This is a genomic window from Rhodococcus sp. JVH1 (genome assembly GCF_000280725.2).
GTDB classification, from domain to species: Bacteria; Actinomycetota; Actinomycetes; order Mycobacteriales; family Mycobacteriaceae; genus Rhodococcus_F; species Rhodococcus_F jostii_A.
In genome coordinates this window covers 419064-437081 of sequence record NZ_CP166290.1, presented here as the reverse complement: position 1 = coordinate 437081, position 18018 = coordinate 419064, and the positions used below count along the sequence as shown (strand labels likewise).

At 66.3% G+C, this 18018-nt stretch carries 14 protein-coding genes and 2 pseudogenes; 11 read left to right on the top strand and 5 right to left on the bottom strand.

The window, feature by feature from the left end:
• Positions 1-34 precede the first annotated feature (34 nt).
• The 4 genes from JVH1_RS39580 to JVH1_RS39565 all read left to right on the top strand — a co-directional run bounded on the left by JVH1_RS39580 (position 35) and on the right by JVH1_RS39565 (position 4203).
• Positions 35-1282, top strand: coding sequence for a CaiB/BaiF CoA-transferase family protein (locus tag JVH1_RS39580; RefSeq protein WP_202803518.1), 1248 nt, complete (start codon positions 35-37; stop codon positions 1280-1282).
• A gap of 61 nt (positions 1283-1343) precedes the next feature.
• Positions 1344-2138, top strand: a complete 795-nt coding sequence (locus tag JVH1_RS39575) for an enoyl-CoA hydratase/isomerase family protein (RefSeq protein WP_009480778.1) — start codon at positions 1344-1346, stop codon at positions 2136-2138.
• Positions 2139-2152: 14 nt separating this feature from the next.
• Positions 2153-3232, top strand: a complete 1080-nt coding sequence (locus JVH1_RS39570; RefSeq protein WP_009480779.1) for an acyl-CoA dehydrogenase family protein — start codon at positions 2153-2155, stop codon at positions 3230-3232.
• Positions 3229-4203 carry an acyl-CoA dehydrogenase C-terminal domain protein gene (locus JVH1_RS39565; RefSeq protein WP_009480780.1) on the top strand — a complete coding sequence of 325 codons (975 nt, stop codon included), beginning with the start codon at positions 3229-3231 and terminating at the stop codon, positions 4201-4203. Before JVH1_RS39570 ends, JVH1_RS39565 begins: the two co-directional genes overlap by 4 nt.
• Positions 4204-4482: 279 nt before the next feature.
• Here JVH1_RS39565 and JVH1_RS39560 read toward each other — a convergent pair whose 3' ends face one another.
• Entirely contained in the window at positions 4483-5271 is a 789-nt protein-coding gene (locus JVH1_RS39560) for a FadR/GntR family transcriptional regulator (RefSeq protein WP_009480781.1), read from the bottom strand.
• Between the two features lie 77 nt (positions 5272-5348).
• Between JVH1_RS39560 and JVH1_RS39555 the strand changes: the two genes are divergently transcribed.
• From JVH1_RS39555 to JVH1_RS39545, 3 genes are all read left to right on the top strand, one after another.
• Positions 5349-6560, top strand: coding sequence for a cytochrome P450 (locus tag JVH1_RS39555; protein WP_009480782.1), 1212 nt, complete (start codon positions 5349-5351; stop codon positions 6558-6560).
• A gap of 291 nt (positions 6561-6851) precedes the next feature.
• Positions 6852-8300, top strand: coding sequence for an APC family permease (locus tag JVH1_RS39550; protein WP_009480784.1), 1449 nt, complete (start codon positions 6852-6854; stop codon positions 8298-8300).
• A 153-nt stretch (positions 8301-8453) separates the two neighbouring features.
• On the top strand, positions 8454-9599 hold the full coding sequence (locus tag JVH1_RS39545; RefSeq protein ID WP_371113130.1) for an acyl-CoA dehydrogenase family protein: 1146 nt from the start codon (positions 8454-8456) through the stop codon (positions 9597-9599).
• Positions 9600-10203: 604 nt separating this feature from the next.
• On the opposite strand, the gene JVH1_RS39540 is transcribed toward JVH1_RS39545, so the two are convergent.
• Complete coding sequence (locus JVH1_RS39540) at positions 10204-13458, bottom strand: protein kinase (RefSeq protein ID WP_009478561.1); 3255 nt, start codon at positions 13456-13458, stop codon at positions 10204-10206.
• 175 nt (positions 13459-13633) lie between these two features.
• Between JVH1_RS39540 and JVH1_RS39535 the strand changes: the two are divergent.
• Positions 13634-13853 (top strand): annotated as a pseudogene (locus JVH1_RS39535) (hypothetical protein); the annotation flags it as partial.
• A gap of 134 nt (positions 13854-13987) precedes the next feature.
• Here JVH1_RS39535 and JVH1_RS39530 read toward each other — a convergent pair.
• Positions 13988-14080, bottom strand: a pseudogene (locus JVH1_RS39530) (hypothetical protein); the annotation flags it as partial.
• A 280-nt stretch (positions 14081-14360) separates the two neighbouring features.
• Here JVH1_RS39530 and JVH1_RS39525 point away from each other — a divergent pair.
• Positions 14361-14954, top strand: coding sequence for a helix-turn-helix domain-containing protein (locus JVH1_RS39525; protein ID WP_009478563.1), 594 nt, complete (start codon positions 14361-14363; stop codon positions 14952-14954).
• Complete coding sequence (locus JVH1_RS39520) at positions 14951-15583, top strand: RES family NAD+ phosphorylase (protein ID WP_009478564.1); 633 nt, start codon at positions 14951-14953, stop codon at positions 15581-15583. Before JVH1_RS39525 ends, JVH1_RS39520 begins: the two co-directional genes overlap by 4 nt.
• A gap of 336 nt (positions 15584-15919) precedes the next feature.
• Here JVH1_RS39520 and JVH1_RS39515 read toward each other — a convergent pair whose 3' ends face one another.
• A complete protein-coding gene (locus JVH1_RS39515) occupies positions 15920-16561 on the bottom strand; it encodes an antitoxin Xre/MbcA/ParS toxin-binding domain-containing protein (protein ID WP_009478566.1) in 642 nt (213 codons plus the stop codon).
• Positions 16533-17378, bottom strand: a complete 846-nt coding sequence (locus JVH1_RS39510) for an SEC-C domain-containing protein (RefSeq protein WP_009478567.1) — start codon at positions 17376-17378, stop codon at positions 16533-16535. The genes JVH1_RS39515 and JVH1_RS39510 overlap by 29 nt, the downstream gene beginning before the upstream one ends.
• On the opposite strand from JVH1_RS39510, the gene JVH1_RS39505 reads away from it, so the two are divergent.
• Positions 17367-17723, top strand: coding sequence for an IclR family transcriptional regulator C-terminal domain-containing protein (locus JVH1_RS39505; RefSeq protein ID WP_371113129.1), 357 nt, complete (start codon positions 17367-17369; stop codon positions 17721-17723). The genes JVH1_RS39510 and JVH1_RS39505 overlap by 12 nt on opposite strands.
• The last annotated feature ends 295 nt before the right edge of the window (positions 17724-18018 follow it).

Sequence of the window (18018 nt, the reverse complement as noted above, 5' to 3'; positions counted from 1 at the left end):
GGATATCGACAGGCTTTGAGGTTTTCATTGTGGTGTGAAGCATGACAACCCCGTTTCGATCGGTTCGAGAACATCCATCCCCCCTGGTGGGCGGGAAGTATCCCCCCATCCCGGTGCGGCAGGCGGCCCCCTGGAAGGGCTCCGCGTAATCGAACTGGCCACGGTGATCATGGGCCCCTACGCCGGTCAGCAGTTCGGTGACCTCGGTGCGGATGTGATCAAGGTCGAGGCTCCCGGCGGCGATCCCACCCGACAGTTCGAACCGAAACGTCATTCGGGGATGGGCGGGCCGACCCTCAATCTCAACCGCAACAAGCGAAGTGTCACACTCGATCTCAAGAATGCCTCCGATCGGGATTCGCTGCTCGCGTTGCTCGAGACCGCGGACGTCCTCATCACCAATGTCCGTCCCGGCGCCCTCGCGCGACTCTCGCTCGGCTGGGAGGACGTGGCCGCGGTCAATCCACGTCTGGTGTACGCCACCGCACAAGGGTTTCGGTCCGACTCGGCGATGCGAGACAACGCCGCCTACGACGACATCATCCAGGCGGCCACCGGCCTGGTGTGGCTCAACGAGCAAGTCTCCGGCCAACCGAACTACATCCCCTCGGTGGTGGCCGACAAGGTGTGCGGTCTGATGATGGTGCAATCGGTGCTCGCCGCATTGCACTACCGAGACCGCACCGGGCGCGGACAGCACGTCGAAATCCCGATGGCGGACACCATGATCGCCTTCAATCTCGTCGAACACCTCGCCGGAGCAACCCTCGATCCGGCCGACGAAAGCGATTACGGATACCGGCGGGTACTCAGCCGCGAACGCAAGGCCTGCCGAACCGCCGACGGGTGGATGTGCATCCTGCCCTACAACGACGCGAACTGGCGGGACTTCTTCGAATTCGCCGGCGACCCCGCCGCGGCAACCGATCCCCGGTTCACCACCATGGCCGGCCGCGTCGCGAACTCCGATGTCCTGTACGCCAGAATGCGCACCCTGACAGCACAGTTCAGCACCGCCCAGTGGCAGCGCCTGTGCGACGACGCGAGCATTCCGGCGCATCCGGTCTACAGCCTCGCTCAGAGCGCGACCAGTCGCTACGCGCAGGACGGCGGTCTGCTGACCACGACGGACCACCCCACCGAGGGCCCGTACCAGCTGATCGGACACCCGGTCCGGTATTCCGAGACACCGGCGCAACTGCGCCGACACTGCCCGGCACAGGGACAGCACACCGAGTCAATCCTCGAGGACCTCGACCATCGGCAGCGGAGCCGGGCATGACCACAGTCATTCGACCCCCGACCCCCACCTGTCGTATCACCGAAAATAAGGACGCACTGTCATGACATTCTCCGGAGGTGACCTCGTCGTCACCATTGACAACCACATCGGGCGCATCATCCTCAACCGGCCCGAGAAGAAAAACTCCTTCACCGTCGACATGCTCGCGGACTGGGCGCACGCCCTGCGCGAGTTTCAGCGTGACGAGCGGGTGCGGGTAGTGGTGGTCCGCGGCACTGGTGAGGCCTTCTGCGCCGGAGCTGATCTCGCCGACATCGGCGAGATCGATCGCACACCGCTGACCAACCGGAAACTAATGACCGACACCGTCCACCAGGTGGCACGCGCGGTCGACGACCTGACCAAACCCCTGATTGCCGGTGTGAGCGGGCCCGCCGTCGGCGCCGGGATGGATATGGCCCTGATGTGTGACTACCGGATCGCCTCAGCTGCGGCCCGGTTCTCCGAGGGATACATCCGCGTCGGCCTGGTACCCGGTGACGGCGGCTGCTTCTACCTCCCACGGCTGATCGGCCGCCCCCGCGCACTGCGCCTGCTGTGGACCGGCGAATTCGTCACCGCCGAACAGGCCCTCGACTGGAATCTCGTCGACGAAGTCTGCGCCGCCGACGAGTTCGACACCCGACTCGAGGAGTTTGCCACCCAGATCGCCCGTCAGCCACCCGTGGCTGTCCAGATGATCAAGAACGCGGTACGCCAATCCGATACCGGCGATCTGCGGTCGGCACTCGATCTCATCGCCTCACACCAGGCGGTGGCGATGACCACTGCCGATTCGATCGAGGCGCTCGACGCCTTCACCACCCGACGAACCCCCGCCTTCGAGGGACGATGACAAGCCAGGACACGATGACTACACGAGAACAATCGCTGCGCGCGAAGGTGCGCGAACTGTGCGCCGACTGGGACTACGAACCCCGATGCGACGCCTGGGGCGGCGAGGCCGACCCCGACTTCAGCCAGGAACTCGGGCGGCGCGGACTACTCGCGCTGACCTGGCCAAAGGACCTCGGCGGGGCCGCGGAATCGAACCTCACCCGACTCGCGGTCACCGAGGAACTACTCCGGGCCGGCGCACCGGTTTCCTACCACTGGGCGGGCGAACGGCAGATCGGCCCCACCCTGATCCGTCACGGCAGCCGGGCGCTCCAGGATGAATTCTGTCCCCGCCTGGCCAGGGCCGAGATCAGCTTCGCGCTCGGGATGAGCGAACCGGACGCCGGCTCCGACCTGGCCGCGGTCCGCACCACGGCCACCCGCACCGACGAGGGCTGGGTCATCAACGGCCGCAAGGTCTGGACGAGCGGCGCCCACTTCGCCGACTACCTCTACGTCCTCGCCCGCACCTCCAAGAGCGAGGACCGGCACGCCGGTCTGAGTGAGTTCGTGGTCGACACGACCGCGCCCGGGGTACACGTGCAACCGATCATCGGCATGGACGGAGGACATCACTTCAACGAAGTCGTCTTCGACGAGGTCCACGTGCCCGACCGGTGGCTGATCGGTACCGAGGGACACGGCTGGCAGCAGGTTATCTCGCAGCTCGCCTTCGAACGCGGTGGCCCCGAACGGTTCCTGTCGATGTACCCGCTCCTGGGCGCGGTCCTCGACACCGGGGTGCTCGACGACACCGACCGCGCCGCACTTCGCGGGCTGACCGCACAGCTGACGGTGCTGCGTTCTCTTGCGCGGAACATCGCGGCCGACCTCGACGCCGGGCGCAGCCCGGTCGCGCAGGCCGCCACCAGCAAGTACCTCGGAAACCGGCTCGAGCTGGCCATGCTCGACTTCGTCCGCCCCCTGCTGAGCCGGTGCGATGGGCGGATACGCGCACTGTTCGACGCGGCCGTGATCGCCTCCCCGAAGTCGGGCCTGCGCGGCGGCGCCGCCCCGGTCATGCTGTCCATCGTCACGAAGGAAATGCAATGAGCACGACGATTCTCACCGACGAAGCCGCACAACTCGCGGCGACCGTCGCCGATGTGGTGACCACCTGGGCACTTCCGGTCGCCGGCGGCCTCGTCTCGGAGGCCGAACACTTCCACGCCCAGTGGAAGACCGCCGAGGAACTGGGATGGACCACGATCCTCGAAGACGTCGACATCACCAGCTTCGAGGCGCTGGCCGAGTCGGCCGATCTCATCGCCGCCGCCGCCGCCGTCACCCGCGCCCTCGCCCACGCCGGCGCCGCCCTTCCCGTCCGCCAGACCCTGGTTGCGCGCGCCCTCGCCTCCGAGCCGATCGCCACCGGGCCGATCGTTGTCAGCGCGCACTCGTTCGGGGTCTGGGATCCGATCGCGACCGCCTTTGTCGGCGCCGACGGCACCACCGAGGACCGGGCGGCGCAGGGTTCGGTGGACCGCGACGTCGCTGCCCGCCCGCTGCACCGAACCGAGCCCCCGGAGGCCCTCGGGGATCGACCCGACGGTGTGCTGGCCCAGTTCCTGCTCGTCCAGGAAATCGCGGGCGCAGCCCGCGGCGCGATCGAGCAGACGCGCGCCTACGTTTCCAGCCGGGTCCAGTTCGGCCGGCCACTGATCAAGCTTCCCGCCGTGGCTCAGGAGCTGGGAAGGCTGACGATCGCGCAGCGGCAACTCGACGAGGCGATCGCCGAGTTCGCGCGGCGACTGCACACCGCAGCTCCCGATCGGATCCGCTTCGCTGCCACCGTAGCCCGAGCGCTCGCTTGTGATGTCGCCTCCGATGTCGCCACCCAGGCGCACCAACTGCACGGTGCCCTCGGATTGACCGCAGACGCCACGCTCCGGCAACGCACCCTGCTGCTCTGGGCCGACCGGGACGAGGGTCTGCATCAGCGCAGCTGGGGCGTCGACACCCTCCCGAACCGCGAGGTCGACCTGTGGACGCTGAGCGAGCCGGAGCACACGCACCGGCTCTAGATGGCCGCGACACCGTTCCGCCCGGACCCTCTATCGGGTCAGGCAGGCCGAGCGAGCGGCACCCCCGGGGTCCCTGCGGGCCATCCCGAACAGGCGTGGAGGAGGTAGTGCGCCGGCGATCAGAAGGGTGGCGCACTCCGTCGATCCCGGGCCCAGGCGTGCGTGTTTCGTTTGTTGACGCGCGCCTGGGCTTCGGGGGACCGGAACAAGGGGGCGAGAGACCCTGAAACACAGCGGCGCGCAGGCACACCCTCGCGCGCCCGACCGACTGAGTTCGGGTTAACCGCCGGCGCTTGCCGCGGCGCGGGTAAATCCCAGAATTGCTTCCGCGCTGCTGGTCATGTGCTCGGCCATCAGGCGGCGCGCCCGCTCGCCGTCTCCGGCCTCGATCGCCGCGAAGATCTTGCGGTGCTGTTCATTGGAGGTATGCCGCGCCTGTGGGCCCACCCGGAACGCCCCCATCAATGGGGTCAACTCTGCCTGCACTTCCGTCTCCGCCCGCGCCAGCCGCTGCGACCGCGTGCAGGACGCGATGGTGACGTGAAAGGTTGCGTCACACTTGCGAAATTCCTCGAATGCCTCTGCGGCGTCCATACGTTCGATCAGATCCCGCATCCCGGCAAGATCCTCGGCCGTCGCGCGTTCGGCGGCCAGGGCCGCACTCTCCCCGCCGATGGCGACTCGGTAATCGGTGAGGTCGGTGATGTACTCGTCGGTGATCGTCGCGATCCGCTTCTGCGCCTCGCGCTCGGGAACCGTCAGTGCCAGCTGTTTGACATAGGTGCCGCCCTGGCGACCGCGTCGGGTCTCGACGTAGCCGGCTTCGCGCATCACCGCCAGCGCTTCGCGCAACGTCATCGCGGAAATCCCTAGCTGGTCGGCTAGTTCCGACTCGGAGGGAAGTCGCGCTCCGACATCGAAGATGCCCAGGCCGATGGCATCGCCGAGCCGACGAACGGTCTGCGCGACCAGCCCCTCACCGCCGATCGGGGACAGGATGACACTGCGAACGAGCAGGGACGCCGGTGAGGGGGTCCGGGAATCGGACGCCGAGTCATTTATATCCATTATCTTCACATCATATAGGTCTAGAGAAGGCAAAGTCGAGCACTTGCAACTCTAACATCTAATGTTAGAGTTAAAGCATGAGTATTGAATCTTTCACCGACGGCAATCTGCTGAAGATCACCGACCCGGGTTTCTCTGCGATGGGCGAGGAGATCCGTGCGGCCAGGGAGCAAAACTGGTATGCCCGAACCACTTACGGAATCGCTGTCCTACGTCACGGTGAGGTGGGCGCTCTGCTCAAGGATCGCCGCCTCCGGCAGGGAAGCTGGTCGTGGCCCGCACAGAACGGCATCACCGACGGTGTGCTGTCGGACTGGTGGAAGAACTCCCTGGTCGGCATGGAGGGTGAGGATCATGCCCGCATCCGCAAGCTGGTCAACCCCGCGTTTTCCCACTCGGTCATCGCTACGATGACCGAGAGTTTCCGGGAACTCGCCCACGACGTCATCGACCAGTTCGCCGACTCCGGCGCATGCGAATTCATGACGGACTTCGCCGAACCGTACTCGTCTCGCGCCCTGTGCCGGCTGCTCGCCCTACCCGAAGGGGACTGGCGCGAGCTCACGCAGCTCTCGTCCGACATGGGGCTGGCCTTCGGCCCCGAGATCGCCGAGCAGCGAGGCACGATCGAAACCGCAATCCTCGCGCTCTATGCCCGCGCCGACGAACTCGTCGCCCAGCGCCGCCGCCAGCCCACCGACGACTTCGTCTCGCAACTGGTTATCGCTACGGACGAGAACGGGGACCGGCTGAGCGATCAGGAACTTCGGGAGCTGATCACCAGCCTGATCTTCGGCGGCATGGACACCACCCGCAGCCAACTCGGACTGATGATGCAGGCCTTCGTCGAGCATCCCGATCAATGGGCGCTGCTCGCCGACCAGCCGGAACTCGCCGCCCAGGCCGTCGAGGAAGTCATTCGCTTCAACCCGACGATCCACTGGACCACCCGACTGGCCATCGAGGACTTCTCCTTCCGGGATGTCGACATCCCGGAGGGAACGGTGCTCCACCTCATGTCCTACTCCTCCGGCACCGACCCCCTCGCAGTCGGAGACGCAAGCTTCGACATCACGGCCAAGCGCGCCCCCCACTTCGGTTTCGGGGGAGGGCGGCATCACTGCCTCGGGCACTTCGTCGCCCGCCTCGACATCCGCGAAGCGCTGCAAGCCCTTTCGCAGCGCCTCACGCAGCCGCGATTCTCCGCCCAGCCCAGTAATCGGCCACCGACCGGGAACACCGGCCCGATCGAGCTTCCCGTGAGCTTCGTTCCGGCACGCCCGAACTGACGGCAAGGGTGACAGGCAGGCCGTCTCGCCGGCGGACGTCACGGCGGTGCCTTGCGCGGGCGAGGGCGCGGGGGAAACCTACCGCTCATACTTTTAACATAAAACCTCTTGTGTTAGCGGTATCGCAGCAGTAGCGTTCTCGCTCATCGATCGGAGTGTGCGTCATCACACCCCGGTCAGTCACCCTCACCGAAGGAGCTCACATGACCGAGCGAGAATCCACCGTCCACAGAAATGGACGGAACTGTCTGAGGACGGCGTGCCTCGGCACGGCGACGAAGGCGGCGTGAAATGACCAACCCATCCACGCCCACAACCGGCGCCGACCTCACCGAGCAGGCGCATCTCGAGACGGGACGGTTGGGCAGGACCTCCCTGGTCTCACTGTCGCTGGCGTCCTTCTTCCCCGCAGTCGGCATCGCCTTGGTGCCACTGCTCGTGTTCAGCACCGCCGGCACCAATGCATGGCAGGCATCACTACTGTCCACGATCGCCGTCATCTGCGTCGGGCGAGCAGTCACCGCCTTCGCCCGGCGATACGTCGCCACCGGATCGCTGTACTCCTACATCGGAGAGGTATTCGGCCCCTGGGCCCGATACCTGACCGCGGCCGCCCTACTCGCCGGGTTCATCGCCGCGATCGGAGCACTCGCCGCCGTCGTCGGGATCTTCGCCGGTAGCTTCCTGCTCTCCCACGGGGTCGACAACGCCCTGTCCTTCGGGCCGCAACTGGCAATCTTCCTCGTCGCTCTCGCCCTCGCCGCTGCGATCGCCTACCGCGGTCTCGACACCTCGGTCTGGATCGCGGTGACCCTGGCCGTGTTGTCGTTCCCCCTCGTCCTGGTCATCACCATCGCCAGCGCCGCCAAGACCGGACTCGATCTCGCCGATCAGTTCAGCCTCAGCGAGTTCAGCCTCAGCGGAACGCTCCAGGGCATGGCCGTCGGAGCTGCCTTCCTGGTCGGCTTCGAATCCTGTACCGCACTCGCCGCGGAGACCCGCAACCCCCGCCGCAACGTGCCTCTCGCGGTCATGTCCGTCCCGGTTCTCCTCGGCGGCCTCTTTCCCCTGGTCACGATTCTCCAGGTCCCGGGGCTGCAGGCGGCGTCCGCCGAACTGGAGGCCGGAATGTCGGCTCCCGCGGCGCTGGCACTGCATGCCGGTCTCGGCTCCGGGGTCGCCACCGCCAGCGATCTGGTCCTCGCGGTCGCTACCTTCGCCGCACTGATCGGCTTCATCAACTATGGTGCGCGTTTCGCCATGACCCTCGCCGATGACGGTCTCCTGCCCGCTCCGCTGGGGAGGATCCATCCTCGCCACCACAGCCCCTTCGTCAGCATCGCGGTGATGTCCGTCGCCGGGTTCGTCCTCGTTGCCGCCCTGGTCTTTACCGCGGGAGATGTGGTGTCGGCGTACTACACCGTCGCTCCTCTAGTCGTGTACCTGTGGGTGCTCCCATACGTCCTGATCACCGTCGGCGCCATCGTCCTCACCGTGCGGGCGCATGAGTACCGGCCGTTGCTGATCGGCGCGTCCGTCTTCGGCGCAGTGGCGACCGCCTGGATGTACATCAACGGGGTGATCAACCCACCACCCGCGCCGGCGAACGCCATGTCCTGGATCGTGCTGATCGTCCTCGCCGTCCTCCTCGCCGTTTTTGCGATCACCAAGCGCAGACAAGCGCCGAGCACCGCGGTGGAAGTCTCTCCGCAACCGGTCGCCCAGGTCGAGGAGGTCTGACGAGTTCGAATCTGAAAACCGTGGTGGCTGGAAGGACACATCCTTCCAGCCACTTCACCGCGCCCCAACCGGTGAACACAGCGGCCTCGACCACGCCCCGCGTGGCTCCCGACCGCGGAGCCCGCACAACGACACCTCCGAGAAAGAAACACCATGAACAAACACATTCCGTCGTGGCACGACGACGAGGTCAAGGCCCTGTCCGAGCTCGCGGTCGGGTTCTTCGAACGCGAGGTGGTCGCGCACAACGAGAAGTGGGACGCCCAGCACCGCATCGACCGTGCGGTGTGGCTCGCGGCAGGCGAGCTGGGGTTGCTGTGCTGCTCGATCCCGGAGGAGTACGGCGGCGGTGGCGGCACGTTCGCGCACGACCTCGCCGTGTTCGAGGCCCAGGGCTATGCCGGCGACCTCGCGCTCGGCATCTCGGTGCATTCGGGGATCGTGGCGCACTACCTCCTCGAGTACGGCACCGAGGAACAGAAGAAGACCTGGCTGCCGGCGATGGCGACCGGGGAGATCCTCGGCGCCATCGGCATGACCGAACCCGGCGCCGGATCGGACCTCAAGGCGATCAAGACCACCGCCATCCGGGACGGCGACGAGTACGTCGTCAACGGGTCGAAGACGTTCATCACCAACGGCGCGTCCGCCGACATGATCGTGCTGGCGGTCAAGACCGATCCGAAGGCCGGTGCCAAGGGGGTGGCGCTGCTGATCGTCGATCTGCGGGACTGCCCCGGGTTCGCTGTCGGGCGGGTGTTGGACAAGGTCGGTCAGCACGGCGCCGACACGTCGGAGTTGTCGTTCACCGATGTGCGGGTGCCGGTGTCGAATCTGCTCGGTGAGGAGGGGCAGGGTTTCGGGCAGCTGATGGCGCAGTTGGTGCAGGAGCGGTTGATCATCGGCGCGCAGGCGTCCGGTGCGATGACTCGTGCGGTGGAGGACACCGTTGCGTACACGAAGTCGCGGCAGGCGTTCGGGCACAGTCTGTTCGAGTTCCAGAACACGGCGTTCGAGCTGGCCGAGTGCCAGACCATCGCCCGCACGTGTGCGGTGTTCCTGGACCATTGCATCGAGGCGCACCTGCGTGGGGAACTGGACCCGTCCGAGGCGGCGATGGTCAAGTACTGGCTCACCGAGCAGCAGTGCGCGGTGATCGACCGGTGTGTGCAGTTGCACGGCGGGTACGGGTACATGCGCGAGTACCTGATCGCCCGGATGTACGAGGACGCCCGCGTCCAGAAGATCTACGCGGGCGCCAACGAGGTGATGAAGGGAATCATCGCGAAGTCGCTGTAGCCGACGCCGGCTCACGCGACACGTCGTACGCCGCCTCGTCGAACCGGCCGAGTCGCTGCCGCATGCGGTCGGTCGACCACGGCCAGTTGAAGCTGTTGCGGCCGTTGACGTCGACGAAGTAGCGATTCGAACGCTACCGGTATCAGTGTTACCCGCAGCGCATCAGCGCAGTCAGTCCACTGATGTCTGATCCACGATCTCTGTGTGTCTCGCGGCCCGCGAGAGTATCCAGCGCAGACACGTTGTCCGGGTTCTTTGACGTCCTCCCGGTCGTTCACGGCCGGGAGGACGTCAATGTGGTGCACACCGCACCCCCACACGCTGCGAGTTCGACAGCTGTGCGCAATTGGGAGTCGACCGAGTTGTTCTCCTTTTACCGACAGCAGGTGAGACTGAGACGTTGAAGAAGCTCGACGAGTGGTCCGCCTACGTAGGGGAATTCACTGCCTAGACGGGTGGGCCAATCGACGCTCCGGGCCAGGGAAGCGCTCGCACAGTGCGGGAGTGGGGGCGGTCTTCGCGCACGACCCGTCATGGTCGGCGCACTTGCCCAAGGTGTTAATTTCCATCTGGACTCCGCGCTTGTTTCAGACGCACCGGGAAGCTACGACGATTGCCGTTCTTCGACAACCCAGGCCGCGACCTGTGCTCGCGAGGTGAATCCGAGTTTGGTGAGGATGTGCTCGACATGCCCTTGCGCGGTGCGTTGGGAGATCACCAGGCGGGCGGCGATCGCCTTGTTGGTCAGGCCCTCGGCGACCAGCTCTGCGACCTGCTGTTCGCGTTTCGTCAAGCGAGTCGGACCCGGCGACGTCGGCTTTCGAGGACGCTCGCCGAGCGCGTAGGAGACAGCGGAATCGAGATCCATGGCTCTGCCGTGGTGCAGGGCCTCCTCGAAGACGTGTTCGGTGAGCATCCGGCGGGCGGACCGCTCGCATTCCTCGTGATAGACGAGCAGGTCGGGAACGAGCACGGAGGGGCTTCCGGCCGCGCGGCCGAGCGCCTCCGCGGCCCCCATCAGTGTGCTGGCACGTTCAGGGTCACTGGTTCCGGCGAGCCACGCGAATGCTTCCAAGCAATTTGCGCAACCGACCGGGTCGTCGACGCGCCGAGCGAGGCGCACTCCATCTCCGAGCAATTCGACTGCGCGACTTTGTGCGCCCAGGCGCCATTGGGCAACAGCCATCGCCCACAGTGCGTAGGACCGATAGACGGATTCACCATGCACCTTCGTGATCGCGAGAACTTCCTCGTAGCATTCGATCGCCCGGAGGGGTTCGGTGTCGAGCACCTGATACGCCAATCCCAGCAACGTCAGAGACTCGATCTGTAGCGCAGGCTCGTTCTCTGCTTCTCGGAACATCGATACTGCTCGCTCCAGACCTGACACCGCGCGCGTGAGATCGCCGCTGAACAACCCGACGATGCCATCGGCGTGGTCGACGATCGCCTGCGCTACCGGGTCGGTGAGTTGGTCAGCGAGGAGGCGCGCCTGCTCGACCAGAGCGGCACCTCGCTGATGGTCCCGCTGCTGTTCAGTCATGAGGCAGTCGGCGTACAGCGCTCTGATGGTGGCAAGGGTGGGATGTTCTCCCTGGCGTGACAGGAATTGGTCGAGCCACCGTCTCGCCTCGCTGAGCAGGCCGCGTGACCCCCAGAACTGCATTAAGGGGGCGGCGATCTGTAAACCGGCTTCGGCATCATTTTCGGCGACGCAGAAGTCCATCGCGTCCCGCAGATTCGGCTGCTCACTGCTGAGTCGCGCGATCCACTCGAGCTGCCGGGGACCGATGAACTCGTCCTCGGCGGTGCGGGCCAGCTGGCGGTACCAATCCCGGTGTCGCTGGCGCAGGTCGTGGAAGTCGCCGTTCTGCTGGGCCTTTTCTCGTCCGTAAGCGCGGAGGGTCTCGAGCAGCCTGAAGCGGACGGCGGTGCCGTGCTCTTCGCGGATCAGGATCGACTTGTCGACGAGGGATGCCACCGAGTCCAGCAGATCCCCGGTCTGCACATTGTCCCCGCACACGTGTTCTGCGGTATCGAGATCGAAGCTGCCGGTGAACACCGACAGTCGTGCCCATGTCAGTTGTTCGAGCGGGGTGCACAGGTCGTAGCTCCAGTCGACACATAATCGGAGTGTCTGCTGGCGTGAAGGTGCGGCTCGGCTGCCGCGGGTCAACAGCGCGTAGCGGTCGGACAGGCGTTGCAGGATCTGTTCGGGCGACATCGCACGCAACCGCGCCGCCGCCAGTTCAATCGGCAACGGCAACCCGTCCAGCCGGTGACAGATCCGGGTGACCGCGGACTTGTTGGTGTCGGTCAACGTAAATGTCGATACCGCGGTGGTGGCGCGTTGGGTGAACAGCGACACCGCGTCGTATTGGGGCAGACCTTGCAGGGACGGCTCGCGATCGGGGTCGGGGACGGTGAGTGGGGGAACGCGCAGCGTTGCCTCCCCATCTACTGCCAGAGGCTCGCGGCTGGTCGCGAGGATGCGCAGATTCGGGTTGTGTTGCAGTAGCGTTGCGGCGAGGTCGGCCACCGCGTCGATCACTTGCTCGCAATTGTCCAAGATCAACAACAGTTCTCGCGAGGACAGGAAGTCCAGCAGAATCTCGTATAGCGACCGGTCGGTTTTGTCCCGCACGCCAAGCGTTGCGGCCACCACGTCGATCAATCGAGACGGAGTGCGGACTTCATCGAGCTCGACGAGCCATGCTCCGTCGGCGAACTCGCGGCGGATACTCGTTGCAAGTCGAAGTGCGAGACGCGTTTTCCCGACGCCGCCCATTCCAACCAGCGTCAGCAGGCGTGACGATGCCAGCAAATTCTTCGCTTCGGTGAGTTCGTGCCTGCGTCCGACGAAGCTGGACAATTCCAGGGGCAGGTTCCCTTCCTCATGATGGGAAGGGCTCGACGCAAACCGCCCATGCGGTATCGGTTCTGGTTTCAGTGCGGCACGCGTATGGAGCGCCATGTCGTCCGCGGGTAGTCCGCGGCTGCGTTGGAGCTCGCGCAGGTTCTCACCCAATGCGGCGGCAGAGGGTTGCCGGTCCTCGGGACGACCGGACATTGCCTTCTCGATCACACTGGCAACATCGTCTGCGAGGCCTTGATCCCGTAGATCCGGGACGGATTCTGTTGTAATACGAACGAATTGGGCTACCAACTGTTCGCCGCTGTGGCGTTCAAATGCGGCGTGGCCGGTGACTGCGCAGAACAGGGTGGCGCCAAGTCCGTAGATGTCGGAGGCCGGGCTCGGGGAGGCGCCGCCGAGGACCTCGGGCGCCGTGAACGCGGGCGAACCGGTCACGATGCCCGTAGCGGTCTCGAATCCACCGGAGATATGCGCGATCCCGAAGTCCGAGAGCGCCGGCTCACCATAATCGGTGAGAAGGATGTTCGCGGGCTTGACATCGCGGTGGACGATGTCCTGACTGTGAGCTGCCTCCAGCGCACCAGCCAGTTTCACTCCTATCCGCAGCACTTCGTCCACGGGCAGAGGACCATGCCGCCTGATCCGTTCGTCCAGGGAACCCTGTGGGTGATACGGCATCACAATGTATGGTTCGCCGCTGTCGGTGACCCCGACCTCGAGAACATTCACGATGTTCGGGTGGCCGGTCAGACGACCCATCGCACGTTGTTCGCGGAAGAATCGCTCCCGGTTCTCCTCCGAGAGATTGTTGGTGAGCACCTTCACTGCAACGGTCCGGTCGAGAGAGGTTTGGGTGCACTGATACACGACGCCGAAGCCGCCCCGCCCGATCTCTTGGGCGTCGTCGAATCCGTCAGCTCTCAGCTCCGAAGTGACCGATGGGGTCACATCGCGGTGGGTCTCGAACGGATCGGTATCGGACATCGTCCAGGTCGATTCATCCGGTCCACGATACGTTCGATGAAATCCACACGGGTTAGCCTCTCGACGACGTGCTTCCCAGGATATCGCTGTCAGCGGCGCTGGCGGTGCGGGCTACGGCTCGCAGTCGAACGCTTGGAGTGGACGGAGCGCGCGGCGACGCGCCACGCGATTAGCGCTGTCACCCGCCGCAGCCGCGGATCTGCCGAATGCATCGGCAACCGAGCCGGCGGCAACACCACCCTCACCGGTATGGGAGACATTGCCCGCAGGAGACGAAGCCGATGGCCATGCGTTGATCGTGACCGCCGCCGGGACCTACACACACACCGTCCGGGCGGGCGTCGACCGGTCCCGTCGACTCGGTCGAGAAACAGGACATGCTGATCCGCTGGGCGCGCCCACATTTGGTGTTCGCCGCGCCGGTGCTGGGCGTTTGCCTCGGGCCAGCGGCAGATAGGAGTGCGTCGGATCTGCTCATGCCCTTGACCCAGGGGCCCTCGATCGCGGGCATCCATCCGAACCTGCCGTCCCGGCGGTTCTTCCACCGCACCGCGTACACATCGGTGCGGCACCGCAGCAGGTCGGCGAAGAACCGGACCTTCTCCTCGGGTGCGGATCGCATGTCCACGGTGCCCCCGGAGTTCCGGTCAGCGCGCCCTGATCTGGATCGGCGGCGCGGGCCTGCTCGATCCAGCAACCACCGCAACCTTGCATTGTCCGCTCGCAGGGTGTCCAGTTCTTTCGGATAGCGTTGAAGCACGTGGTGGCGTCGCGGTGGTGGCCTGGTGGGTGCCGGTACCTGTCGAGCGTGTGCTTCGCCGGACGCTGGCCCCATGGCCGCAAGTGCACGGGCCCGTCGACCTGAGATGCACACCAGTGCACAAGCGGGCTAAGATGTGCATATGGGGTCGTTGGAGAAGGTGGATTCGCTCGACGCGCTGCTTGCTAAGCATCACGTCGACCTCACCGCCCGTGAGATGCTTCGCGAACTCGACGCTGCACTCACTGCGGTACCCGCCGCGTCGGACACGTTGTCGGCTGGAGAGATCGAGTTCCTCCGCACGCACGCCGGCGAGGGCGTCGGCGAAGTCCTCGACCAGTGGTCGTCGGTGGCCGAGATCCGCGCTCGTGCGGTGGAGATCGCGCGGCAAACGGTGACGGCGCTCGCGGATTCGTTGGACGTCAAGGAGGCAGCGGCGCTGCTCGGTATTGACAGGTCGGTGGTGTCCCGGCGGCTCACCGCGCGCACGCTGTGGGCGTTCGATCTGCACGGGCACCGCCGCATCCCGCGATGGCAGTTCGTCGGTGACGATGTCTTGCCGGGGCTTAGTACTGTCGTGGCAGCCATCCCCTCGACCGCCAGCCCCGTGTCGGTCGCCGCGCTCATGCACACCTCGCAACCCGACCTCGGCGACCGGACCCCGCTCGAGCATCTGGCCGCCGCGGCGGACCCGGCACCTGTGGTCGCACTCGTGGAATCCCTCGACACCTGGTGAGCGGTCGGCACCCGAAGACTCCGCGGGCACCGCGGACCCCGCTCACCGTTGCCCCGGAGGACATGCTGGCCTACGACGGTGTGCTGTGGCGGATCCACCGCACCACCGGTCCTCACGTGGTGTCCTGGCGGACTCTGCGCACCTACGGGCCGATCGCGTCCACGCGCTACGACCCGCACCCCGGCCCCGCCCCGGCAGCGACCACCATCGGGGTCCTCTACGCCGCCTGCGATGTCGCCACCGCGCTGGCCGAGGTGTACCAGGCGACACGGACGATCGACACCGCGATCGGGGCGCCTGCCCTGACAGGGTGGCGCCCGACCCGTCCCCTGAATCTGCTGAATCTCACCGAAACCTGGCTGGTACGTCACCACGCCTCGTACGCACTGCTTCACGGACCGCGTACCGTGTGCCGAACGTGGGCGCGCACCATCCACCTGACATGGCCGCACCTCGACGGTCTGTACGTACCGTCCACCATGACCGGCCGTCCGAACGTCGTCCTGTGGAACCCCGCCGCCGACTCATTCCCCACCAACCCCGAGTTCACTCGACCACTCGATCACCCGCGCGTGCGGCCCATCCTCCGCACCGCCGCACGCACCCTCGGATACGCATCGACGGTCTAACACTGTCCCAGCCCGATCGGATTCGACGGGATCGCCGTCGCCGCGGTTGATGCGGATCGCCGCCATCCCGAGCGCATACCGCACACCGCTGACCGTCGAGCAGGGGCCTCGACGCCGCCCGAAGCCGGTTGAGTCAACCGTCCGCGATCGTGCCGGTATCCGAGTCGGACACCTCGCAGCGCTACGAACCCGGTGGACACCCACCGGCACGGGCGGAAAACCCGCTCCACGACGCCCACCGTGCCGCCCTCGCCCTCGCCCTCGCGCAGCGGGCCACGGTCGTCACCGTTGGGCAACGACGTCGCCGGTTTCGGTGCGTGGACGGCAGCCGGAATCCTAGAGCCCCAATGCCTCCCGCAGTCGCCGTACGCTCATCGCCCCCGGCCGCTCCTGCTGCGGGAAGGAGTCGAGCAGCCGGATCACATCGTCGCGGCGGGTGGGGTCGGCGGCGCACTCGCGCGGGGTGTGACCGCCGAGGGCGGGGATCGCCTCGTCGAGCCACTGCTGCTCGTATCCGCGGATGTGCTCGTCGAGCGCCGCCGCGATCGCGGGATCCTCGGGGTCGACGGGGTGTGTCGGCCGAACGTTTTCCTGCGCCTGAGCCATCAGCTCCGCCGCCGGCGTCCGGGTCTGCTCGCGCAGTCTCGCCCCGGGATCGGCGGCGCCGACGGCGTCGACCAGCGACTCGAAGCGTGGCTCGTTCATCGCCTCGACCTCGAGCACCCAGGGGTCGGTGCCGGGGGCCAGGTTCAGCACGCCGAGCACGCTGCCCTGCTCGGTCCAGGTCCACCGGTCTGCGTCGGCGGCGCCGAAGCGGCGACTGAGCTTGCGCCGGATCCCGGCGGTGTCGGCCACCTCGAACACGGCCCGGCACGCCACCATCGGGTGCCCGTCGGGGGTGACCAGCCGCGGCGGCGCGAACCGGGCGCTGAGGAACTCGACCAGCTCGTCAGGGTCGGTGGATTCCGAATCGAGCAACTCGATCAGCCGACCACGCTGTCCGGGCTCGATCGGTTCGATGCCGCCGAAGATCTGCATCGTGGAACCGGCGGGAACCACTCGGGCGCAGAAGAAGTCGCCGGCCCCGCAACTGCCTGCTGGCGGTCCGCTCGGTGACCTCCAGGCGGTCGCCGGTGCGCACGTCGCGCAGCGTCAGCCCCTCGCCCGGACGCACCGCCTCCACCTCGTGCACCGACCGCTCGGCGAGCAACCACTGCTGCGCCAGGAGCAGTTCGTCCGCGGGCAGCAGCACGCCGCGCTCGGCGACGAACCGCGCGAACGCTCCGCATTCGAACATCACCACATCCGCGACCAGCGGGTCGTCGAGCGCGTGATACAGCGCGAACGGATCGTCGTCGTGCGCGGACCGAATCTGGGCGAGCGAGATCAGCAGCGGTCGCCACTCGATGCCCTGCGCGAACGAACCCGCCTTCTGGTACAGCCATGCAGCCCGCTGCTCGAGTGGGTGTTCGGCCTTGCCGAGGTGGCACGCCTTGTATTTGCGCCCGGATCCGCACCAGCACCGATCGTTGCGCCCCAGGTCCGGCCGGTCGACAGGAAGAAACGATTGGAGCAGGTCGTACATGGGTTCGCGATACGCACCCTCGACCCGGTCGAGCAGTCCGATCGCCCGCACCGCGTCACCACGATCGGACGCGAAGCGGGCCAAAGCCTCGAGCGCCTCGTCCCAGCTCGGGTCCTCCTCGACGGTACCGAGGTGGTGTACGTCGAGATCTTGCAGGGGCGAGATGCGCCGTGGCTTCCGTCCGGCGTCGGTGGTCGGTTGCCCGCCCACGCGACCGGGGTGGGCAAGGCACTGCTGGCCGGTTCGTCGGACGACGTCCTCGCGGCGGTGATCGCGACGGGACTGCCACGCGTTGGCCCCCGTACCATCACGACACCGGGGCCACTGGTGCGGCAGCTCAAGCGCATCAGCGCGAGTGGCATCGCGTACGAGCATGAGGAATCCGCTCCCGGTGTCGCCTGCGTCGCGAGTGCCATCCGCGTGGACGGCGGCCCGCCGGTGGCCGCCGTCTCCGCGTCGGGGTGGATCGGCAAGGTCGACATCCGGCGTGTGGGACCCGCGGTGCACACCACAGCCTTGAGCATCGCCCGGGCCCTCCCCTCGAAATCACAATAGGTCTCTGCCTGCCGTGGAATGACACACAGACCGGGTTGCTCGGCGGTAGGCCAAGCTGTCGGCTTTGAAGCCATCGCGAGCAATACGCGACCCGCGGCACGAGCGCATCGGCGTCGTCTGCGGCGACGAGCTTGGCGATCAGGTGAGGTTTGCTGGCACAGGGACGCTGTCTCTTTCGAGCCATTACGAATCCTGCTAGTTGTCAGCGGAAATCGATGTTGGACTTGTCGATTCTCTCGGCGCAAAGTTGTTGCTGGCGGACGCAAGCTGAGCCTGGACGACCGTCAGGAACCGG